Below are 23,088 nucleotides of genomic sequence, written 5' to 3'. Positions count from 1 at the left end.
GAATTTTAGTTTATAGTCAGCAAATTACAAGGAAAATCTGTTACGCCAACAGGATCTCACTGGTTTTTACCCGGTTTTCCCTACCGGCAAAGCGGAGCTTTTCCCGAACCAGGGGAAGTTCCTTTCCGTTCACCTCTACGATGCGGACCCCTGAGACACAGGGGACCATGATACGGTAATTGATGGGACCATAGGCGGCATTGGTTACCGCTGCTTCCAGATGCAGAACCCCGTCTGTGAGATGGTAGCGAAGCTCAAGCTCACTCCGTTGCCCCTCCCGGTATGCCAAGGTCTCACCATCATCGGTACAGTATCGGTAAGAGCCTGTTTCACCCTCGCTTAGTATAAAGAGGAAATCGACCCTGCGGAGGTCCTTTTCGTTGGTGGTCCGAATACCCGGCAACAGGGGAATTACCGAACCTGATTTGAAATAGAGGGGCGTCTCTAAACGGGAAGTTCTTACCCTCAAGGTCCGGTCCCCGGTGAGGAAGCGGCCCCGGTTCCAATCGTACCAGGTCCCCTCCGGAAGCTGCACTTCCCGTTTTGTCTGCCCGGGATCCAGGACCGGTGCGTGAAGCAGCGCCGGTCCAAGCAGGTACTCATTATCGCAGGAACAGGTCCAGTCCGCTTCGGGCCAGTGGTACCAGAGGGGCCGCAGTACGGGCTCTCCCCGCTCTTCCTGGGCAATCCAGAGCTGGTAAATATAGGGGAGCAGTTTATATCGTGAACGAATATATTCGGCTACGACCTTTTCGGTTGCCGGCCCCCGCGTCCAGGGTTCCTGATCTTTGGCACCAGCCACATTGTGGTTCCGCAGGAAGGGAAAGAGGAAACCCGCCTTGTACCAGCATTCCATCAACCTGGCATCCGCATCCCCTGCAAAACCAGGCACATCGGGTCCGTTAAAGGGCATACCGGACACAGACAGGTTAAGGCTAAAGGGTAGGCTTTTAGCCAGATGAGTTTTGTTCGACACATTGTCGCCGGTCCACATCCCGCTATACTTAGCCATACCAAGATAGGCCGAACGGCTGATAATAAAGGGCCGCTTCTGAGGCCGAGCCTGTTCAAGCCCCTGCCGGGTTGCCATGGCCATACCCAGGGCGTACTGGTTATGAAAACCTCCATGGTCCAGCTCGCCCCGCTGGAACCGCATGTCCTCCAGGGGAACCGAACCGGTTGCAGGATCATTCATATCAATCCAATAGCCGGAAAAACCGAATTCGGTAAAGGCGGTAACCTGTTCTGCCCACCAAGTGCGGGCCTCTTCCAGCGAAAAATCGGGGAAAACCGTATAACCGGGCCACACAAAACCGATATAGTCCTGGCCTTCAGGGGTTTTACAGAGGATGTCCCGGTTCTTAGCTTCTTTATATTGATGAAAGGCTTCATCCCGCCGCAGTCCCGGATCCAGTATGGGAACAACCCGGTATCCTCTGTCAGTAAGAGCAGCAATTTCTTCTCTGGGCTTCTTAAAATGCTCCTTATTGATGGTGAATACCCGGAAGCCCTCCATATAGTCGATATCGAGCCAGAGGCCGTCATTGGGAATCTGCCGCTTTTCGTATTCCCCGGCAATGCGGTTCAGGTCAGCAGAGGACCGGTAGCCCCAGCGGCATTGGTGGTGGCCCAGGGCCCAGAGGGGCGGCAGGGCGAAGCGGCCCTGCAAGGTTTGGATTTTCTGTATCAGCCGCTGGGGCGTGGTTTCAGCGAAGAACCAGACGTCGGGTTCTCCGTTATGGGCACCCAGATAGAGGTATTTCTGGAAAGGTGTCGAACCGGCGGCAAATATGCCTTCGCCGGCGCCGATATTCATAAAACCGGGCCAGGGATTATCCATAACGATGGCCCACCAGAGGGGTGTCTGTGCCGGACTGCCTTCATCGGCGGGGGTCCTGCCTATGAGAACAGGAAAGCTTGCATACAGGGGATCCGCCCGGGAATCGGCGATTTCGGCCCAATCAAACTCGGCAAAGAGGTCCGTATTCCAGAAGAGGGTCCGTTTACCGGAAAGTTCAAAGCCGAGATTTTTGCCGCCAAGACCAAAAAATTTGGTCTTTTCATCATAGACAAAACGAAGTATCCACTTAGTGCCGCAGATACCAAAGCCTTTGCCTGCAAGCAGGGTCGTACCCTTCAGAGAAAGGTTGAGAATCCCCCGGTCATCCACGGTGCAGGTACAATCGGCTAAGTCCCGGTCTATCGCTGTCTGTGGGACTCCCGTACCCTGAGGGCTTCCTTCTGAAGCATCCTCAGAGAGGGCCTGCCAGGAAAGCCCTGCCATACTGCTGCTTCCATGGGGCCACCGTTCTGATCGACCCTGGAGACGGAACACCCCAGGCGCTGCAACTGACAGGGTAAGTTGCACCGGGATATTTTCAAAAACATAATTTTCAGGAGTATCAATTTTACGGTAGTTCATTTATAGTTCTCCATATAGTAATAGGGATGAAACAAAAGCAGCCTATCATACACATTAAGCTTCCTCGTAGTATAGACAAACCTGTACGGTTTTTACATCCCCACTTTTTATCCTATACCATTGATATTTCCCTGATTCTCGGGGGGCACTGGTGGGGCAGTTCAAAAAAAATGCACCAGGGAGTGGCTTCCGATAGAGTACAAGCCCTTGATCTGCTTAATCCCCGGCTTATCGACTTTACCCGACAGCTCGGCCCCGCCATGATCCGTATTGGGGGAACCGAAGCGGACCGGCTTTTCTATAAACCCGGTGAAAAACTGATACAAAAGCTCTATTCTCCCCTGCTTTCTGACAATATACAGAGAAAACAAAGTCATGAGTACCAGCTAACCAAGGAACTTTGGCAAACCATTCATCAATTTCTTGATGAAACTGGCATGGAACTCCTGTTTACCATCAGTGCAGGCCTGGCAGATCGGGATACCGATGGAAAATGGATCGAAACGAATGCACAAAAACTCTTAGCCTATACCGCAAAAAAGGGCTATAAAGTAGCTGCTTGGGAATTTGGAAATGAAATTAATGGATTTCCCTTTATTTATGGATGGAAACATCGGGTAAAACCAGCCCAGTATATCCGGGACTTTGCCCGTTTTGGACATCTTGTGAAAGGTCTTACGCCGGACAGCCTCATAGTCGGCCCCGCATCTGCGGTTTGGCCTGTTATCGGTGAACCATACCCAATCACAAGAGCCCTTTGCAAAAGTCCATCCGTTGTATTCCTCGATGCCCTTTCCTGGCATTACTATCCCCAGCAATCCAGCAGAGGCAGGGTTGCCACAAAACGTGCAAAATCCTATGGTCTTTTAAACCCCCGAGAACTGAATCAGATCCTTCGGTGGAATACCAGAATGCTGAACCATATACAAAGGGCAAACACCATTCGGCCTTTGTTACAATCAACCCAAAACTGGGTTACTGAAACAGGACACGCCCTGTATGGAGGCGAACCGGGTCTTTCAGATACTTTTGCTTCAGCCCTCTGGTGGCTTGATGAATTGGGGCTCCTTGCACGGCATGGAGTGGACCGGGTATTTCGCCAATCCCTTATAGGATCAAATTATGGTCTTTTAGACGAAACAACCCTGCAATTACGTCCCGATTATTACGCCAGCTTTCTCTGGGAACGTCTCATGGGAAATGCTGTTTTTGTTCCAAGGATTATAAGTTCTACTAGCTCAAAACTGAGGCTCTATGTCCACCGGGATGAAGATATGCGGACAAGCCTACTGCTTATCAATATTGATAGAACTCATGCGGCTCGTCTGGAGATCGATCTAACCGGTTATGTACCTCTCCATGGGGTTGACCAGTACCTGCTGCAAGGTCAGGGGGGACTCCTATCCCCCACAGTACTCCTCAACGGTATTTCCCTCGAAGAAGATTTCATCCTGAGATGGGGAAAAAAGAAAACCCGTAAACAATACAATATAGAACAGCTTTCTCCATCCACAGAACAGGCTACCTACCAGGTACCGCCCCTTTCAGTATTATTCCTTGTCTTTCAATAACGAACTGAGTCCGCTTGCAAGCAGGGGAAGACCCAGAAGCATAATCAATGCTGACAGGAGGCCAGGCATAAAGGCTTTCTGCCAGAATGCAAGGAGAGAGCCTGATATACGCCCGAGGCCAAGAAATACGAGAGTATAGGCTAGTCGTCCCGCCAGCATGGCCAGCAGGGTGCTGATATACACATTCAGCTTAACTTTCCGGAAAAGCCCGGCGGTAAGGCCATAGGTAGCGGTTTCTATGGTCATAGGCAACAGCATGGGCAGGGCAGGAAGGCCAGAGAGGCTATAGCTAGCGAGGGGGCTTAATAGACCAGCTGCAAAACCGCCCAGGGGACCGAAGACAAGCCCGGCCAGCAGGACCGTCCAATGCATGGGGAGCAGAACCGCCCCATTCCAGCCCATGGTGTGTACAAAGGCCGGAAGCAGGGCTGCAACTAAGATAAAACCAAGCTCAACGGCAAGACGAGCTGGGTTATTCAGCTTAATTAAGGGCGGATTTAAAACTATGGAATCTGACATAGGGTACCTCCAGTGAGAATGGTACCCTATTACTAATCATTTTGTCAGTTCTTTGTCGTACAATTGTCCTGTTTTTTTATTTCAGTTTCAGCATGACTGCGGTTAAAGGTTCTACGGTTACCGTCTGGCCCGATATGGTCATTCCGGAAACCCGGGTTACACCTGCAGGTGAAGCTTCGTCGTCATCCACCAATACGGTTGCATTTGCAAGGTTAAGGCCGGTCTTAAAATCCATGGCCTGATCAAAGTTGGCGTTCACCATCATAACCAGAGTAGTACCCTTGTAGGTTACGGTCCATCCCATGGATAACTGGTCCGCATGTTGGACCTGTTTCATGCTTGCATCGATGGTGGCCATATCTCCAATACGGAGCCCCTCTTCTGCCCGCCGCACAGCGATAACGCCCGCGACCCATTTGCCCATAGCATCGTATTCCTTGGGGACATTCCAGATAAACTGGTTAATGTCATCGGATGAATCGTAACTGTTGTGGACATAATCGCCGATAACTTCGCTTTTTGAATTGAGCTTCGGCTTGCTCCGGCCCCGTTCACAGCCCCCATGAAGGAATGCAATCGGCTGCCCCGTAAGCACCATAAAATTGGCAAGCTTTGCCCGCTTAGCTATTTCTGCCCGTTCTTCAGGATACTTCGCATTAAGGCCCGTATTAAAGGCGATGTTGTCCGTCAGGGTCAGGTTGTCATGGGCTGATACGTAATTCATCGAATCTCCGGGATCGTCGGCCTTATAGTTCAGCATGGGCTGGCCCTTCAGGTTGTTGAAAATCATGGTTGTATTCATCGGTCGGCCTGTCACAAAACCCTTCCGCTTATCATCCATACCGCCGCCTTTCATAATATCCCGGAACTCATCATTAAAGACTGAAACTTCATTGGTTTTGGTCATGTAGTTCTGATCCATCACTTCCAGAGCAGGACCCCGGTACATTTTCCAGCCTTCGCCCTGGAAGAGGATATCTTCTTTGCCAGGAATCTTTGCAATGGCTTCCCGGGCTTTCAGTATTGCCTTGGCATCGATGAGCCCCATGAGGTCAAAGCGGAAACCATCCACCTTATATTCATCAACCCAATAATACAGGGAATCCCGCATAAGCCGGCCTGCCATTACCCGTTCGGTAGCTACATCGTTGCCACAGCCGGATTGACCGATAAAACCACCCTTGCTATCCCGCCGGTAATAATAACCGGGAACCACATTTTCAAAAATAGCAGTATTTGCCGTATGGTTATAAACCACATCAAGGATGACCCCAATACCAGCTTTATGCAGTTCTTTAATCAGGGTTTTCAGTTCTACAACCCGGCTGTAGGGGTCCTTCGGGTCCTGGGCATACCATCCTTCAGGGGTAAAATAGCTATGGGGATCGTACCCCCAGTTATAGTTGTTATCGCTGGAACGGCCTGTCGCTTCATAGGCTGTTTTCGTTTCATCGGTGTAATAGAAATTCATCACCGGCATAAGCTGTACATGGGTTACACCGAGGGATTTGAGATAGGGAATTTTTTCTATGAACGCCAGGTACGAACCAGGCCGGGCTTTGACACCGGAATCGGGGGAAATCGTAAAGTCCCGCACGGACATTTCGTAGATAATGGCATCTTCCCGCTTTGCAAGCTGGACATCGGTATAGCCTTCCCAACCGCCTATCGGTTGAGCCTTAGCAGGATTGATGATTGCACCTCGTCCAAGGCCGCTGCCAATAAAGGCATCCATGCTCTTGGCATAGGGATCAAGAGCAATCTTTTCTTTATTACCAAAGAAGACCGAATATTCATAGAAAAGGCCATCCGGATCAACCGTATTAAAGGTACCGGTCCAGACACCGGTTTTAGCATCCTTGGAAAGTTCCAGGCTATAGTCAGCCTTTTCTGCAAGGCTCTTTTTATATAGCCGTACTTGAACTTTGCTTGCAAAGGGTGTCCACAGACGGAATTCAACCGATTTGGAAGTTCCATTATATATGGCTCCGAGCTGGTAACCCTCAGGTGGAACAATGGAATCGGCCATCGATGCAGCCAGGGCTCCGCTATCCACAGGAACGGGGGCTAAAAATTTCGGATGGGATACTACGAGGGGCGCATCTAGAGGGGCCGCTTCCGTCAAAATGAGCTTTACCCGTTTTGTATAGTTATTAAGCTTATTTTCCGGATCCGCATTATTTACCGCATCCAGAACCGTGAGGGTTTTAGTTCCATCTGCATATTGGACCACAAAGCCGCTATCGCCCTTTTCTGTAGAAAGACCATAACGGCCGGAAAAATCGATCAAAATTTCTGTCTGAGACAAAAGACGGGCCGTATCGATGGTAGGCACATAGGGGCCATAGGGATAGGTTTTCTGATCGTTCTGGAACACTACCCATTCGTTACTAGCCTTGGTATCGATAATCCGGTCGTCGTTTCCGTCCTTATCCCAGGCATCATCCTTTCGGGGGATGAGACCCATGAGGCCATCGGCACCAACAGTTTTTACACCAAAGGTGGATCCGTCTTTCTTAAAGCGCAGATAACCTACCCCTTCTACAACTTCAAGGTTTTTAGACTTATCCCATACGGTTGCGCCGTCACCGCCAGGAACAGCCCAGAGCCAGAATCCCCAGGGCTCATATTTAGCATCGTTTCTGAGGTAATAAATAACGATTTCATCAGATGCTGGTTTTAGAGCTTCATGGGCAGGGATAATTTTATCCATCTTGGGGTGCCCCATGTTCTCAATAGTTCCGGCTTCGACGGTCTGATATGCAGGGCCAGCTGCCTGAGGTTGCTTCTCTGCAGCATCCTTCGTGCTGGCACAGCCAAACAAGAGACCTACCAACAAGCTGCCTGCAAGCAGAACAGCTATCCGTTTCTGTATCATTCTATACTCCTCCTATATCGCAGACGGCATGTCTTGCGTATATAATTTTTCAAGCTCATAGGAATTAAGAAAACCTTGAGACGCTCCGGCGGTACCAATTTTCCAGCTGGCGAACACCATAGCCCGTTTCAGGGATTCTAGTGGGGAAAATCCATCAATATAAAAATTGATGAATGAAGCAAAGAGGGCGTCCCCGGCGCCGATGGTAGAGACTATAGGGCGGGTCTTTATTGCTGGCAGCTGCACAGGCCTGCTATGCTGCTCAAGCAGCAGGGCGCCCCGTTCTCCCTGGCCAATAACAATCATTTTATTTCCGTACCGGGCCATTAAATCTTGGGCAGCCTTCTCCGGGGTAGTCCATAATTTTTCATCTGATAAAAACAGTACATCCGCTGCTGCCATGAAATCCCGGTTATATTCATCATCAGGATCAGCAATAGTATGCACATCGGTAAAAATGCTGATTCCTTTCCGTTTTGCAACTTCAAGCAGATTCCGGTTAAAATTGATATTGCACAGCACCGCTGCAGAAACTCGCTCCAGGGCAGACTCAAAAAGTTCAAGGGGATACCGCTGTTCCTGTATATTTTTTAAATCCACATGTATTTGCCTGCGTCCAATCTTGTCATAGAGAATCACCGACTGGGCAGTCTGAGGAAGCTGCTGTACAAAAAATTCTGTGGCAAGCCCCTGCTGTTGTATCCAGTCATGGGCCATCTCACCAAAAAAATCATTTCCAAGAAGCGTACAAAAATATACATCCCTGCCGAGGGTATGGAGGGCCAGACTTACATTCACACCAACCCCAGATACGGTAGTATTGATTCCCCAAAAGGGATATCGTACCGGATCATATTCAAGCGGAAATGACTCGATGTGCAGGGTCGTCTCAATATTGACAAGACCGGATACTAAAATACTCATCACACTACTAGTATAAACCGGTTTAGTATTTATTGTAAACTAAAATATGTATCCATTTATTACTTCTGCACTGGATTTACAACAATTACTTTGCTTTAGGATTCACACTGCCTCTCAAGGATTTTTTCTTGACACAACAAAACTTTCGTAATATTATTATTTTCGAAAGGCTTCGAAATTGACAAATCAAGAACGACAAGAAGAAATTATTCGCATTATATCCCTCCGCGGCCAGGTTAGCATTCAAGAATTGAATAACCGTCTTGGTGTATCTGAAGTAACCCTTCGGAAGGATCTAAATTTTCTTGAAGCATCAGGACTTTTGGTTCGAACCAGAGGTGGTGCCATCGCAGCCACTAAAAAGGAACTCATTCGCCCCCTCCTGGTACGACGAGAAGAACATCGTGAGGCTAAGGTACGTATCGCCCGCAAAGCCCGAGAGTTTATTCATGAAGGTGATACCATTTTTCTCGATTCCGGTAGCACCACCCAGGAATTAGCACAGCAAATTAAAGAGATGAGTCTTCGCGTGGTAACGAATTCCATCGACGTACTTATCGCCCTCCAGGATGCCCCGGAGGTACTAGTTTTTTCCCTCGGAGGTAATTTTCGCAAAGATGCAGGTTCCTTTATTGGGCCCCAAACCTTAGAAGCTTTGCGAAACTTTCATATTGACACCTGTTTTATTGGAACTACCGGTTTTTCTTCTGAAGGATACTTCAGTGCTCAGAATATTTACGAATCGGATACAAAAAAACAGGCCCTCCAACGTTCAAAACGAAGGATTATCTTAGCAGACAGTTCAAAATATGGTACGGAAGCCTTTTCGGTTTTTGCGAGTACCTTGGACATTCACATTTTAATTTCAGACATAGATTTGGCAACTAAATGTGATATTACACAATTTCCCTGCGAAATTGTGCTTGCATAATTAATCACTAACTCAAAACAAACAATGTTTTGAGTAGAATTTTAAACTATTCTTTAAATAAAGGAGTGTTTATGGCAAACGATACAACGGCCTTTGTAGAACAGCTATTTGCTCTGCGGGAAAAACGAGTAATTATTACTGGTGGAGCTGGAGCAATCGCAAGTACCATGGCAGAAGCTTTGATAAAAGCAGGGGCAAAGGTTTGTCTCTGGGGTCGTGGTACTCACCACCCAATAACAGCAGCTGTCTATGCTCTGGCAGAAAAAACAGGGCACCCAGAAGCCTGTTTTGGAGTCACCGTAGATACAGGAATCGAGGCAGAGGTTCAAAAGGCAATCGAAGAAACAGAAAAAATTATGGGCCCCCCCAATATATTAATCAATGCAGCTGGTGGAAATAAGGGGAAAAGTCCTTTTACAGAAGTGGATATCAATCTGTTTTCAGAAATTCTCGAAAACAATCTCTTTGCAGGGTTGGTCATTCCTACAAAACACCTCGCAGCCTATTGGATTTCACAAAAAGTACGGGGAACCATCATTAACCTTACATCTATGGGATCTTATATTCCCCTCTCAGGAGTCTGGGCTTACAATGCAGCGAAAAGTGCCGTTCTCAATCTGACCATGGCTACTGCCAAAGAATTTGCGCCCTATGGTATCCGGGTCAATGCCATCGCACCGGGCTTTTTTGTAGGCAACCAGAACCGCTTACTTCTCTACAAGGACGAGACAATGACCGAGCTTACTGATCGGGGTAAATCGATTATTGCCCGCACCCCCTTTGGTCGGTTTGGTAAAAATGAAGAACTTGTCGGTGCTACCATTTTTCTCTGTAGCGATCAGGCTTCCGGTTTTATCACCGGAGTTTCTATTCCAGTAGATGGAGGCTTTTTGGTGGATAATATCTAACCAGGTGATTCAAACAGCATCTGTGTTCCGAAAAGTACCTCCAATTCTATTATTATTTAGGAGAGCATCATGAAACAATTAGAACGTTTTTCCATGGGTATTGGCGATCGTTTTGGGCATCAAGGAAAGGCTCAATTAGAAGCCCTCGCAGAAGCAAAACACCTTGGTTGCACCATTATTCCTGTATGGAACAAATCTTATCGAGAACATTCTATCATCCACACCGAACCAGGCCAGGTCCGTAAGGAAGCGGACTGGGCAGTGGCTGCCCTGGGCTGGCAAGATCCTTATCATGTCGATGCGGATCATATCAGCATGAAAACCGTGGACCTTTTTCTGGATTCCAGTGACTTTTTTACCCTCGACGTGGCAGACTATACCGGTAAAGCTGCAGACGAGGCTTCTATCGCCAGATTTGTTGCAAAGCATCAACATTGTATCGGAAAACTCCAGATCCCTGGAATCGAACAGCCCATTACCATTACCGAAACCACCCTTACCTCAGTAGCCCGTAAATACCTTCTCGCTATACAAGAAGCAGGAAAACTGTATCGCCATATTGCTAATAAAAAAGGACCAGAGAATTTTATAACCGAAGTATCTATTGATGAAACCGACCAGCCTCAGGGACCTGAGGACCTGCTTTTTATTCTCGCCATGATTGCCGATGAGGGTATTCCGGCACAGACCATTGCACCTAAATTTACAGGCCGCTTTAATAAAGGGGTCGATTATGTAGGTAACCTGACCCAATTCGAAAGAGAATTTAACCAGGATATCTTAGTTATTGCCTATGCTAGTAAAGAATTCGGTTTACCAAAAAATCTAAAACTCAGTGTCCACTCTGGTAGTGATAAATTTTCTATATATCCTATCATTAAAAAAGCAATCTACACCCATCATGCAGGCCTCCATCTGAAAACAGCTGGAACCACCTGGCTCGAAGAGCTAATAGGATTGGCATCCGCAGGAGATGAAGGCCTCAGGATCGTACAACAGATTTATCGAGAAACCTATTATAGATTTGATGAACTTTGTGCGCCCTATGCTACGGTTATCGATATTCATAAAGACAAATTACCAGAGCCTAATTCGGTCCAAGCCTGGAATGGTGAAACCTATGCAGCTGCGTTACGGCACATAGAAAACCATCCACAATATAATCCTCATTTCCGACAGCTGCTCCATGTAGGGTATAAAGTCGCTGCTGAACTGGGTGAAACCTATTTAAAAGCCCTCGAAGCTCATGAGCATCATATTGCGCTCCAGGTAAAAGAAAATCTTCTAGATCGACACATCAGACCGATATTTATACAATAAAAAACTCTTTGGGAGCACACCACCCTGTGATACAATGGGAATATGGGAAAATCTTCTCTCCAGGAACTGTTGTACTCCTATCTTGATAATCGCAACGCGGTCTTTGTGTTTCCTTCCGCCGTGCCCGCCCAATTCTGGGCACGGCGGCTTTGTGAAACAACACAAAAACCGGTTGCCCTTGAACGTTTCATCGCCTGGGATGAATTTAAAGAACAATGTCTCTCAGCACATCAAAGTGAAAAACGACCAGCAAACAGCCTCATCCGTATGCTCTTTACATCCCATCTCTTAGAAGAAAACGCCAAGGAAGCAACATCAGGCACACCCCTTTTTGCAGAACTACTACCCCCATCCTATGCCTCGGACTACACTCCCTTTATAGGCCATATCAGCAGTATGCTCCCATCTTTAAAAATCATCATAGAACGCACTTCAGAGATCACCTTCAAGACTGATACGTACATCAGGGACCTTCGTATTCTTTTTCACCGGTATTCAGATTTCCTTGCCTCCCACAACCTCTACGAACCAGATTGGATCCGTTCTCCCTTTCAAGATCATGGCAGACATTGGATTTTGATACTTCCAGATCTTACTGACGACTGGGAATCCTATGAAAACGAGCTTTCATCTCAACAATCGGTCTTTATCTTTATGGTCAAGGATATTCAAATTGATGAACATCTCCATGCTGTTAATAGGGTCTCTATATGCGGATCTACCCTAGAGAAATCTCCTGAAGAATCCTACGAAAGAACCTCCAACCTGCTCATCAAGATAAAACAAAGTCTCCTACAATTCCCTTCTTGGCGAGAAGAAATACGCTATGTGGCGAACCTGCTTGCTCAGCTGGTACACAGTAAAACCCTCTCCATAGAAGAAATTGTCCTGAGTATCCCCAACCTGGAAAACTATGCAGAAGAACTTAGCCTGGAATGCAAATTACGTGGGATTCCTATCAGCATCCGTCAGGGTAAGGCACTTACCGATCAGAGCGGAGGACGGCTTTTTCCCCTGCTACAGGATTGTTACCAAACCCACTGGTCCTACCGGGCTATGAAAAATCTCCTCACTGACCAATCATTACCCTGGAAAGAACCACAACTCATTCAGCAGTTACTCAACTTTGGTCTGGAATATCGGTGTTTGAGCGGCTACAAAAACAATAACCGCATTACCGATGTGTGGCTCGAAACCTTCAAACATATTCTTGAAGCAAATATTGGTACCCCCTTTTCAATAATCGACCTGAAACAATTTTATCAGCAGTTACAACGGGACATAAGCGATGTTGTCAATGCTCATAATTTCACCGAACTACGAACAAAGCTTATTCTTTTTGCTGGAAATCATTTTGATCGGGAACGTATAAACCCTGATACCGACAAGGTGTATGCTAGGGCTATGGAAGAATTAGCCAGACTCATAGAAACCGAAGAACATCTGGCCGATTGTTCCACCGGTAAGGCCTTTCCGCTGTTCTTAGCCCATCTGAAAACTACAACCTATGTTTACCAATCTGATATAGAGGGTATTGCAGTCTATCCCTACCGGGTTGCCGCAGGAATAGCTCCAACACTCCACATTGTGATGAACGTTACCCAGGACGGAGCCTCAGTTATTGTTGACCCAGCACCATTTCTCAGGGAGGATAGAAAAAAATCTCTGGAATGCGTATCCAGAGACCGTTCAAAAGCCTTTATCGATGCCTATAGCTTGTCTTCAATAATTGTGTATACCGCTCCGGATCGGGGTGTTACCGGCCATACCATACCCCATCAGGCGCTTACCTCAGAGAACCAAATTCAATGTAAAGGGGAAACTGAGGCACCTCTCCTCAAAGACTCTTATCGTCTTGAAGAACTGGGTACCGGTCTCGAAGCAAGCGCACCCTATACAATCCAACAGCTTGCTTGGAAACGGAGCCAACAAAGTTATAGACCCTATGTTCTCTCTCAGGATATCCGTAAGGCCCCCATCGATGAGGCAGTTCTCCGGGACACTATGTATACACGCCTTACAACCAAAAGGGACCCCAACCATATTTCACCAACAGATATCAACCAATTTATTACCTGTCCTCATCAATGGCTTTTAACCAGGGGTCTCGCCATTCGTGAGCCCCAACTGGAAATAGAAACCATAGGACAGAAAGAAATTGGTATCCTGTATCACGCCATCCTGGAAGCCTTTTTTAACCATCTCCAAGAAACACCGGGTAGACGGATACGGGCCAGCGAGATTGAAAACTACAATAGAATTCTTAAGACAATCATCAAAGATAAAATAGCAGATCAGCAAAATGAAGAAGGGGCTTTTCAGGAATCGGTCTACGAAATGCTTTTTCAACGAATTAAGGAGAACCTCATCATCTACCTTACCAACGAAATCCCCACGCTCGACTCTTGCTCGGTTTTAGGCTCCGAATATCACCTGCGGCGTCACTATCCGGAACTGGATATTTACCTTGCAGGGACTGCAGATCTCATCCTCATGGATACCGAAGGCCAGCTTATTATCATCGATTTTAAAACAAATAATGCACCAAAAAAACGTGAACTCTGGCTAGATAGTAGCGGAATGGTTTCTAATTTTCAGATTGCTGCATATATTAAAATGGCAGAACAACAATTAAAAACCACCGTGAGTCGGGCTGCCTTTTATTCGATTGAACAACGCATGAATGTTAAGGTTATCGATCCTGAGGGCCCTTCCAAAAAAAATACCATCCTACCAGTAAAACGAACAGACTATGAACCGGTACTCACCAAATTAGATGAAACCCTAGCCCTTATGGTAGACTACCTCAAAATAGGAAACTATCCTGTAGTACATCCTGCAAATCGAGGGATCTGTACATCCTGCCCGGTTAAGGCAGTCTGTCGTATCAATTTTTCTGGCGGAGATAAAGCATGAGCGCCCAGCAAATCCTCGATACAGAACAAGAGGCAGCCTATGAGGCAGATTATAACGTAGTCGTTTCCGCCGGCGCTGGATCCGGTAAAACCACCGTCCTTTCCCACCGCTATGTGCGGCTCATACAAAACAAAAAGCTTCCCGTCGATGCAATTTTAACACTGACCTTTACCCGGAAAGCCGCCGCAGAAATGTTCAGCCGTATTCACCAGGAACTCAGCAAGCATAAAGATCCCTGGGTCCGACAACAGCTTGAACGTTTTAATACAGCCCGGATCGACACCCTAGATTCTTTCTGCGCCTCCATCGTTCGCGGTTCCTGCCAAAACTATGGCATTCCACCGAATTTTACTATCGACGAAGGGCGGCTTAAAAATCTGGCAGAACAAACCGCTCTGGAATTTCTCATGGAACATCAAACCGAACCGGTCTTACAAGAACTGGTAGCTACTTTTTCCTTTGACATCATTGTAAAGGATTTCTTCGCCGATTTTTGTCAGCACCAGCTGCCCATCGTGCAGGTGCCTTCCTATAAAGATTTTGCCAGAAAGCAGGTTGATGAATTTCTCTCCCGTATCAACGCTAGGCTGGCTCGACTGTCAGCAATTTGTAGTGCTGGCGCAAGCCTCGATACCAGCACCAAACATAAAACTCTTCTCGAAATTAAGGCTATCTTTTCAAATTATCAGAACTGTCCTAGGGCATACCCGGAACAGGAACAAGAGTATGATTATCTTATCAACCTGTGTAAGGATATTACCGCCATAAGGAAACCGTCTAAGGTAACACCGGGAACCGAAATGGCCCGTGCCAAGGAACTCTTTTCAGAAGGAAAGGATATCTGTGTTGAACTTACGCCCCTGTTAGTTTTTTATAACAAACGTGGTTATATAGAACGCATTGGCGAATTACTCGATGAGCTTGCCCAGCGTTTTAATCGAAATAAACGCAATGAAGGATTACTCTCCTTCGGCGACCTCATCGATCTAGCGGTGGACATCTTAAAAACATCACTACCCCTTCGTACATACTATAAACAACAGATCCGGGCAATCATGATTGATGAGTTCCAGGACAACAATGAAAAACAAAAGGACCTGCTCTACCTCCTTGCAGAAGCTGAGTATGAAGCCAGTCATGGTATACCTTCACCGGAACAGCTCGCACCGGATAAACTGTTCTTTGTGGGTGATGAAAAACAATCCATTTACCGATTCCGCGGCGCCGATGTTTCCGTATTTAAACGGCTCTCTGAAGAACTGAGCCACCAATTTAACCCACAACACCATTGTCAGCTTTCTATCAGCACTAACTACCGTTCAGAACCGGAACTTATCGATTTTTTCAATCAGCTCTTCCCAGGGATTTTCGGCACCCCCAGTGAACCCTATGAAGCGGCCTATACACAAGCCAGGGCAACCCCTAAACGGGAACGGAGCGGTACCATACCGGTGGAACTGTTCATCAACACTACCCAATTGGATGAAGAGATCTCTCAGGAAGAAACCAGCAATGAACAAACTGAACCATCACAATACTGCTCTCCTTCAGAAACTGAAGCAATCGCCGTAGCACAACGAATTATCCAGGGTATAGAAAAGAAGGAATTCCAATTTAGTGATGTGGCACTCCTTTTCAGAACCACCACCCATCAGTCTGTATATGAACGAGTCTTTCGTACCGTCGGCATCCCCTTTGTCAGCGCTGACCCCCGTGGGCTGTTTGTCGATGCTCCAGCCAATGATATCTATGCCTTTCTTCAATTAGTAGTTTCTCCGCAGGATACCAATGCCTATGCTACGGTGTTACGTTCACCCTTCGTAAACATCAGCGACCATACATTTCTCAAGCTCATGCTCCAGCTAAAAGATAATCTCTGGTATGAACCCTTTTCAGAACTGTCCGAAGATTTTTGGACTGCTGAGTATGTTAGCGACCGTGACCGATATAATCTGGGGGCAGAGCTCTATGATACCCTATTACATATGGCCGATATCAAGGGTATCGCTGAATTGGTTGCCTGGCTCTGGTATGAATCAGGGTACCGGACAAGCCTTCTTCAGGACAGCGATATGGCAGCTACCCTTGGACACTTCGATCTGCTCTACGATATGGCACTCAAAGCTGACCAGCGGCACCTTACGCTGGCTGCTTTTTTAGATGAGCTTGCACCGCTTATCGGAAACCCAGAAAAGGTAGAAGGAGACGAAACGGATACACGGGCAGATGCAGTTATATTTATGACTATTCATAAAAGTAAGGGCCTCCAATTTCCTGTGGTCATCGTTCCCCAGGCTGGTTCCGAAGGTCAGTCATTCAGAAACGATAAACCCTACTTTTACAGTACAACCTTTGGCCCCGTTATTTCCTGGAAACCTTACAGCAAACATCAGAAGGATAAACTTGCTAATCCCCTCTTCGAAGAACTGCGGGAAACAGAAAACAGACAAAACCTGGCAGAATTAAAACGGCTCTTCTATGTAGCCCTCACCAGGGCAGAGCAAAAGGTAATTATCGCAGGTAACAAAAAAATAAATCAGGATAAAATTGATGAAACCCGTTCCCTTTACAACGGAAATCTCAGTGATCTCCAAGCCACACTTTTTGCAACACCCAAACCGGATAAGAAAAAACAGAGTTTCCTGGAACTCATCTCCCTCGGTATAGACCAGGTATCTCAGACCCTTTATACCTTGCAATCCATACAACCTCTTACCATAGCTGAGCGCGGCAAAGAACTGGCAAGACTTAAAGAACGAGCTAAAAAACGTGCCGGGCTCAGTGATGAGGCTCTACAGCTACAACAGGCACTAAGCTCAGAAAAATCCTTTTACAACCAGCCAGCCATCTCAATACCAAGGTATGCGCCCCGGATAACAAGCCCAACAATAATGGAAGAGACCTATCAGAAAGCTCGCAGTACAAACATTTCAGAAGAAGGGGCTTTACCCTTACCAACACTTACGGTAGACCACCTGATCGCTTCTTCCAAAAACGACCTGGAAACCCTGTTCGGCACCCTCTGCCATACTATCATTCAGCACACCCTAGAAGGTAAAGGTATGGAACCTCCCCGGGAATTACTGGCGGAGTTTAAAACTATCGAGCTTTCCAAAGAACACCAAAAGCTTTTCATTGAGGAAGCTCAAAATCTTGCCCAGCAATTTTTAAAAACCGAGTATGGTAAGGCAGCCTTCAACGCAAAACCAAAGCTCCGAACCGAATACAGCTTTCTGCTTCCCCTCCAGAATAGTGATCAACGCCCTATTCTGGTAAAAGGCAGTATAGACCTCATCTATGAAACCGAAAACCACTGTGTTATTATCGATTTTAAGACCGATAAAACCTTACAGCCCGAAATCCACCGGATTCAGCTCGAATGCTACCATCGGGCAGGGAAGGCTTTTTCTGATAAACCGGTTAAAACTTTGCTGGTATATCTGCGGAGTATGAACACCATAGAAATAAAGCCGATTTTGAGCGATGCCAAACTATATAGTATTGCCCAGGGAGCTACCGATGCAACCTAACCTTACCTATGAAGAACTGCTCGATGCCTACCATGACCAGGAACTTCTCATACAAATTGGCCAGGAATTAGTTCGCCAGCGCAACATCGACATTCTCTTAAGAAATATTCTCGAAATCAGCCAGCATATAACCGGAGCCGATGCGGGAAGCATTTTTCTCGTAGAAACAGGTGAACAGGGATCCTATCTCAGATTCAAGTACTCTATAAATCAATCCTTAAAAACAAAAAACTATGAAGAGTTTAGCATACCCCGGACTACCGCATCCATTGCAGGCTATGTGTCACTTACCGGCAAAACCCTTAATTTGGACGATGTTTATAAACTGCCCCCTAATGTACCCTATGGCTTTAATAAAATTTTCGACCAGCAAACGGGGTACCGAAGCAAATCAATGCTGGCAGTTCCCATGTCAGACCACACTGGTACTATAGTTGGTGTGATTCAGCTCATAAACTCTAAAGAAAAGGACCATGAGAGCTGTATGGATTTACAGAGTATTATTCTGGCAACCCCCGAAGATTTCGATACCTGTGTAGTCCCTTTTAAAAAACGTTACGAGGCTTTGATGGAAGCTATCGCTTCCCAAGCCACGGTGGCCCTGGAAAATGCCCAGATGCTGAAACGAATACAGGATCAGTTCGAACACTTTGTCCTTGCTGCTATTGAGGCTGTTGAACAACGGGATCCGGCTACAAGCGGCCACTCCTATCGGGTTGCTATGACCTCGGTTAAATTAGCCCGACTTTTAAACAGTCAGGACGAGCAGGAAGGTCATCTCCCCCGATTTTCAGAATATCACATCAAAGAACTGGAATATGCCGCCCTGCTTCATGATTTTGGAAAAGTTTATATTGACCCCGCAATCTTTCTCAAGGAACGAAAATTATACCCTGAGGATTTTGAAAAACTTCAGCTCAGACTGAAATATCTACGCCGTTCTCTGGAGCTCGATTTTGCCCTCCGAGAATCTCATTTACAACGGGACGCCCTCGATCGCCTTAATAAAGAACGAGATAAGACTATTAAAGAAATTATGGAAATTGCTCATCTGATAGAAACCATTAATATACCTACAGTAACCGAAATTGATCCTGAAGAAGCCATCTCGAGAATTCTTTCTACTCCCCTTCCACCTGTTTATGGCGTCGAAAATGAACCAATCCCCCTTCTTACTCCAGAAGAGATTGAGAACCTTAAAATTAAAAGAGGAAGCCTTAATGCCAGGGAGCGAAAGGAGATGGAACAACATGTGGTCCGATCCTATGAATTTGTTCGCCGCATTCCCTGGCCGGAGGAATACCGTCATATACCAGATTATATAAAGGTGCATCATGAAATGCTTGATGGCTCAGGCTACCCAGATGGGCTCAGAGGTGATGCAATTCCCATCCAGGGAAGAATTATCGCTGTAGCCGATGTATACGATGCTCTTACCGCCGCAGACCGGCCCTATAAAAAGGCAGTCCCCATCCCCAAAGCTCTCGCCATTCTAGATGATGAAGCTGAACGAGGCCGCCTGGATAGCAACCTCGTACAGTTAATGCACTATTTAGCAGGCGACAAAGCAGAGATCTCAGCATAACACCCCGTATTATAGCCGCATGCTTTTAAATGTTTAAAAACCAAGTTAAATTTATAATGCACGTAAGCAATTCCTAACACAGCCCTTTACCCTTTCACCGCACCCGCAGATACACCCTGGGTTATCTGTTTATGGAACAGTGCATAAAAGGCAAGCATCGGCGCCATACCGATACTGAGGGCTGCAAACTGCTTTCCGTAGTCCGTAGCCAGGGCCCCTGAAAACTTAAGAATGCCTACCGGAAGACTCTTAATCGCCTCTTTGGATGCGAGGATGTTTATCAACATAAACTCATTCCAGATTCCGGTAAAAGAAATTATTGCCAGCGTCATCGCCACCGGTTTTGTCATCGGTGCAATGATCGAAAAGAAAATCCGCAGGTACCCTGCCCCTTCAATTCTGGCCGATTCTATCAGTGCATCGGGAATGGATTTTATATATTCTGTTCCAAGATAAATACCCATGGGCAGCCCAATACCAATATAGGGAATCAATATTCCTAATCGGGTATTATAGAGCCCCACCGCATTGGTCATTAAAAAGAGGGGCACCATAATAGACTGGAGGGTTAAAAGGATCCCGATTACAAAACTTCCATGCAGAAAACCGGTAGCCCGGGATGGTATTTTTGCAAACCCAAAAGAGGCTGCAAAAGCAAGTACCAGCACTACAACGGTTGTGGTGATGGTATAGAACACCGAATTGGAAAAAAGTACATCAAAATGACCAATCTTCCAGGCCATTGGATAGTTTTTAAAAAACAGCGGATTCGGGAAGCCCAGGCGATCCATCTGAAAAGCCTGGGTAGTTTTTAAAGACGACATCACCAGCCACAAAAGGGGATAAATGGTTAAAAAGGTAATAACGCCAAAAATAAGATACATGATAAATCTGTATACCAGGGCAGCGCCTTTGTTCTGCCGAATTTCTTTACCCATAGTACGCTCTCCTTACTCTCTCCCGCCAAAACGTTTTTCTACAACACGAACCACAATAATCAACAGAAAACTCAATGCTACCATAAAGGTCGAAATAGCATTTGCCAGAGGATAATCCGGTGCACCGCGGAATGCATTATCAAACATATACAGGGATAGCACACTGGTTCGCCGGGCCGGATTACCTGCGGTCATGGCGAATATTAAATCGAAACTTTTTAACGAACCGGAAATTGCCAGAATTGCGGTCGTCACAATCACACCGGATAGGGCAGGTAAAATGAGATACCGGAGGGTTTGGAATTCGTTGGCTCCATCAATACGGCAGGCTTCTATTACAGACTGGTCTATTTTCTGCATATTTGCAAGAAAAATAATCATATAGTAACCGGTATACATCCAGAGAATAACCAGCAATACCGGAATCATGGCCATATTGGGGTTGAGCATAAGTGTATTTTCAAAGGTTGGGTCAATTATTTTTCCAAGCTGGGTAAATGCCCCATAGGGTGAAAAAAAAGATTGGAACATTACCCCGATAACAATGGTAGAAATTGTATTGGGCAAATAGGTCATGGTCTGAAAAAAGCCTTCATACCGTATGATCCGACGAAATAAAATATAGGCTAGAGCAAAGCCAATCGGAATCTGTCCAAATACAGAAATTAAAATAATTAAAAAATTATTTTTTAATGCGATCCAGAAATACTGATCCTGAAACATACGTACATAATGTTTCAGTCCTACAAAATCCATTTGTGCCCCAAATACTTTTCCACCATTAAAATTAGTAAGAGAAAGAACAATAGAAAAAATGGTAGGGAACGCAAGAACAGCAAAATAGATAAGCACCGCAGGAAGCACTAATATCCAATACGCCCTTGTCTGTTCCCCTTTCGACGTTATACTACTCACAACGCTACTCCATAGTAAAAATGGGCGCTCCGTAAAAATTGCGAAGCGCCCGATGAACTACTGATGAACTACTCTAGCACAACCATTTATTTCCCGGCTTTCCAGGCTTCAAAGGCTTTCTGAGTCTTTTCAGCAACCTGAGCAGGGGTAGCTGTCCCCAGACCAATTTCCTGAAGTCCTATATTGATGGGTGCATAGACCTTTGCATCAAGCACACCATCCAGAACATAGGTACCCTTATAGTTTTCATAGAACTTTGCCCGGGTCTGGCTGATGGGTTCAAGATTGGGAACTGTTACACCTTTCAGTGAGGGGAAGGAAGCACCTGTTTCCAGTCTGATCTTCTGGACATACTCTGACTGGAGGAATTTTATCAGTTCCCAGGCAGCCTTCTCCTTAGCAGAACCAGCAGGAATACTGGCGCTCATACCAAAACCGGCTCCAACAACAGAAGAACTGGTATTTTTATTCTTTTCTCCAGGAAGAGCCGGGAATACGGTCATGGCAATATTGGGCTGATCCTTTACCGGAATTAAGGCAACACCGGTGGAGACATCAGTCTGGAAAGCTCCGGACCGCCAATCCCCATCGATAAGGAAGGGTGCTTTGCCGGCGGCAAAGAGGGCAGGAACCTCACCATAGGGAGTCTGCAGAGCCTTCTGTGAAATCACGCCACTCTTAAACATATCCTGCACAAGGGCCAGGGCATCGACAAAGGGCTTATCGGTGAATTTAGCCTTACCAGCAAGCACGTTATCAATAAACTCATCCCCTGCAATACGACCAACAATCATAGAGAAGAGACAGCTTTGCATAACCCAATCATCCTGAGCGGCGATTAAAACCGTGTCGAGCCCTTTAGCTTTCAGAACAGGGACCATAGCCTTAAGTTCTTCATAGGTTTTCGGCATGGCAAGCCCATTGTCTTTTAGTAGCTTTGTATTCACATAGAGCACATGGGTAAAGGTAACGCCACTGGGAAGTTCACCAAGGAAACCGCCAAACTGGGGAGCGACCGCTGCAGGAATATACTTATCCAACAGATTGTCAGCCTTCAGGAAAGGTGTCAGATCCTTTACGAGTTTTTTAGCATGAAGCTCTGAAGACCTTCCACTGGGCCACATATACAGCACATCAGGGAGCTGACCCGACGCGATATAGGCCGATGTTTTTTGGTGGAAGGGTTCATTAAACAAATCTTCCCGTTCAATTTTGATGTTAGGGTATCGTTTTGCAAACTCACCCCAAATTTCGTTAATATCCCTGTCGGAGTTGGCTTGGGATGCATCAAGATAATTAAGCACCTTGAGGGTCACCACATCAGACCCAGACTGAGCTCCGCCCTGCTGGGAACCGCCGGCAAACACCAGGGTCACACCAAGCAGTACCATACAGACCAATGCACTTGCTTTCTTGTACATGGACATCTTTCTTTTCCTCCCTTCTATTAATAGAAGCTTATAAATTTTGACCTTCCATACGGCAGGTCAGCCTCTTTTGGACTCTAGACTTAGGGTTATGTAATTTATATATCATTATTGTTCGCTCGCTGTACAAACCAATTCTAGCACTGAAAAATAAGGTTGTCAAGAAAAAACAGAAAAAAGTTGCTTATAGAACTTATCTTAAAAAGTCTTAAAAGACAAAATTATGGTTAATTCTTCACAGTCCCTATTAGAAAATTTTTAATTTCGATGATAAAAGATTTCTTACTTACGAAATACCTTCTAG

General features: G+C 46.2%; 14 protein-coding genes. 7 read left to right on the top strand and 7 right to left on the bottom strand.

Annotated elements, in window-relative coordinates:
• Window positions 1-40: 40 nt before the first annotated feature.
• Window positions 41-2,422 carry a glycoside hydrolase family 31 protein gene (locus tag SPICA_RS14540; RefSeq protein ID WP_013967557.1) on the bottom strand — a complete coding sequence of 794 codons (2,382 nt, stop codon included), beginning with the start codon at window positions 2,420-2,422 and terminating at the stop codon, window positions 41-43.
• Window positions 2,423-2,448: 26 nt separating this feature from the next.
• Here SPICA_RS14540 and SPICA_RS00355 point away from each other — a divergent pair, with 26 nt between their 5' ends.
• Window positions 2,449-3,993 (top strand): glycosyl hydrolase family 79 N-terminal domain-containing protein, encoded by a 1,545-nt coding sequence (locus SPICA_RS00355; RefSeq protein ID WP_013967556.1) that lies wholly within the window; start codon window positions 2,449-2,451, stop codon window positions 3,991-3,993.
• Here SPICA_RS00355 and SPICA_RS14535 read toward each other — a convergent pair.
• The 3 genes from SPICA_RS14535 to SPICA_RS00340 all read right to left on the bottom strand — a co-directional run bounded on the left by SPICA_RS14535 (window position 3,973) and on the right by SPICA_RS00340 (window position 8,314).
• Window positions 3,973-4,512, bottom strand: a complete 540-nt coding sequence (locus SPICA_RS14535) for an ECF transporter S component (protein WP_013967555.1) — start codon at window positions 4,510-4,512, stop codon at window positions 3,973-3,975. The genes SPICA_RS00355 and SPICA_RS14535 overlap by 21 nt on opposite strands.
• 76 nt (window positions 4,513-4,588) lie before the next feature.
• On the bottom strand, window positions 4,589-7,390 hold the full coding sequence (locus SPICA_RS00345; RefSeq protein WP_013967554.1) for an alpha-amylase family glycosyl hydrolase: 2,802 nt from the start codon (window positions 7,388-7,390) through the stop codon (window positions 4,589-4,591).
• Between the two features lie 12 nt (window positions 7,391-7,402).
• Window positions 7,403-8,314 carry a carbohydrate kinase family protein gene (locus SPICA_RS00340; RefSeq protein WP_013967553.1) on the bottom strand — a complete coding sequence of 304 codons (912 nt, stop codon included), beginning with the start codon at window positions 8,312-8,314 and terminating at the stop codon, window positions 7,403-7,405.
• A gap of 178 nt (window positions 8,315-8,492) precedes the next feature.
• On the opposite strand from SPICA_RS00340, the gene SPICA_RS00335 reads away from it, so the two are divergent.
• From SPICA_RS00335 to SPICA_RS15850, 6 genes are all read left to right on the top strand, one after another.
• The gene (locus tag SPICA_RS00335; RefSeq protein WP_013967552.1) at window positions 8,493-9,245 is read left to right on the top strand and encodes a DeoR/GlpR family DNA-binding transcription regulator; all 753 of its coding nucleotides are present in this window, start codon (window positions 8,493-8,495) and stop codon (window positions 9,243-9,245) included.
• A 71-nt stretch (window positions 9,246-9,316) separates the two neighbouring features.
• Window positions 9,317-10,153 carry an SDR family oxidoreductase gene (locus SPICA_RS00330; RefSeq protein WP_013967551.1) on the top strand — a complete coding sequence of 279 codons (837 nt, stop codon included), beginning with the start codon at window positions 9,317-9,319 and terminating at the stop codon, window positions 10,151-10,153.
• 69 nt (window positions 10,154-10,222) lie between these two features.
• Complete coding sequence (locus SPICA_RS00325; protein WP_013967550.1) at window positions 10,223-11,473, top strand: tagaturonate epimerase family protein; 1,251 nt, start codon at window positions 10,223-10,225, stop codon at window positions 11,471-11,473.
• A gap of 42 nt (window positions 11,474-11,515) precedes the next feature.
• Window positions 11,516-14,389, top strand: coding sequence for a PD-(D/E)XK nuclease family protein (locus SPICA_RS00320; protein ID WP_013967549.1), 2,874 nt, complete (start codon window positions 11,516-11,518; stop codon window positions 14,387-14,389).
• A complete protein-coding gene (locus SPICA_RS00315) occupies window positions 14,386-17,919 on the top strand; it encodes a UvrD-helicase domain-containing protein (protein WP_013967548.1) in 3,534 nt (1,177 codons plus the stop codon). The genes SPICA_RS00320 and SPICA_RS00315 overlap by 4 nt, the downstream gene beginning before the upstream one ends.
• Window positions 17,909-19,504: an HD domain-containing phosphohydrolase gene (locus SPICA_RS15850; RefSeq protein ID WP_013967547.1), complete on the top strand. Its 1,596-nt coding sequence runs from the start codon at window positions 17,909-17,911 to the stop codon at window positions 19,502-19,504. The genes SPICA_RS00315 and SPICA_RS15850 overlap by 11 nt, the downstream gene beginning before the upstream one ends.
• Before the next feature lie 86 nt (window positions 19,505-19,590).
• Here SPICA_RS15850 and SPICA_RS00305 read toward each other — a convergent pair whose 3' ends face one another.
• From SPICA_RS00305 to SPICA_RS00295, 3 genes are all read right to left on the bottom strand, one after another.
• Window positions 19,591-20,442 (bottom strand): carbohydrate ABC transporter permease, encoded by an 852-nt coding sequence (locus SPICA_RS00305; RefSeq protein WP_013967546.1) that lies wholly within the window; start codon window positions 20,440-20,442, stop codon window positions 19,591-19,593.
• A gap of 12 nt (window positions 20,443-20,454) precedes the next feature.
• The gene (locus tag SPICA_RS00300; RefSeq protein ID WP_013967545.1) at window positions 20,455-21,357 is read right to left on the bottom strand and encodes a carbohydrate ABC transporter permease; all 903 of its coding nucleotides are present in this window, start codon (window positions 21,355-21,357) and stop codon (window positions 20,455-20,457) included.
• Between the two features lie 86 nt (window positions 21,358-21,443).
• Complete coding sequence (locus tag SPICA_RS00295; protein ID WP_013967544.1) at window positions 21,444-22,784, bottom strand: ABC transporter substrate-binding protein; 1,341 nt, start codon at window positions 22,782-22,784, stop codon at window positions 21,444-21,446.
• Between the last annotated feature and the right edge of the window lie 304 nt (window positions 22,785-23,088).

This window comes from Gracilinema caldarium DSM 7334 (genome assembly GCF_000219725.1).
In the GTDB taxonomy this organism is placed as follows: domain Bacteria; phylum Spirochaetota; class Spirochaetia; order Treponematales; family Breznakiellaceae; genus Gracilinema; species Gracilinema caldarium.
The sequence above is the reverse complement of the archived record's forward strand: the minus strand, read 5'-3'. Positions and strand labels throughout refer to the sequence as shown.

Excerpts from the sequence above, each read along its gene's own strand:
- SPICA_RS14540 (WP_013967557.1), bottom strand. The coding sequence starts at position 2,422 with ATGAACTACCGTAAAATTGATACTCCTGAAAATTATGTTTTTGAAAAT.
- SPICA_RS00355 (WP_013967556.1), top strand. The coding sequence starts at position 2,449 with ATGAAACAAAAGCAGCCTATCATACACATTAAGCTTCCTCGTAGTATA.
- SPICA_RS14535 (WP_013967555.1), bottom strand. The coding sequence starts at position 4,512 with ATGTCAGATTCCATAGTTTTAAATCCGCCCTTAATTAAGCTGAATAAC.
- SPICA_RS00345 (WP_013967554.1), bottom strand. The coding sequence starts at position 7,390 with ATGATACAGAAACGGATAGCTGTTCTGCTTGCAGGCAGCTTGTTGGTA.
- SPICA_RS00340 (WP_013967553.1), bottom strand. The coding sequence starts at position 8,314 with ATGAGTATTTTAGTATCCGGTCTTGTCAATATTGAGACGACCCTGCAC.
- SPICA_RS00330 (WP_013967551.1), top strand. The coding sequence starts at position 9,317 with ATGGCAAACGATACAACGGCCTTTGTAGAACAGCTATTTGCTCTGCGG.
- SPICA_RS00325 (WP_013967550.1), top strand. The coding sequence starts at position 10,223 with ATGAAACAATTAGAACGTTTTTCCATGGGTATTGGCGATCGTTTTGGG.
- SPICA_RS00320 (WP_013967549.1), top strand. The coding sequence starts at position 11,516 with ATGGGAAAATCTTCTCTCCAGGAACTGTTGTACTCCTATCTTGATAAT.
- SPICA_RS00315 (WP_013967548.1), top strand. The coding sequence starts at position 14,386 with ATGAGCGCCCAGCAAATCCTCGATACAGAACAAGAGGCAGCCTATGAG.
- SPICA_RS15850 (WP_013967547.1), top strand. The coding sequence starts at position 17,909 with ATGCAACCTAACCTTACCTATGAAGAACTGCTCGATGCCTACCATGAC.
- SPICA_RS00305 (WP_013967546.1), bottom strand. The coding sequence starts at position 20,442 with ATGGGTAAAGAAATTCGGCAGAACAAAGGCGCTGCCCTGGTATACAGA.
- SPICA_RS00295 (WP_013967544.1), bottom strand. The coding sequence starts at position 22,784 with ATGTCCATGTACAAGAAAGCAAGTGCATTGGTCTGTATGGTACTGCTT.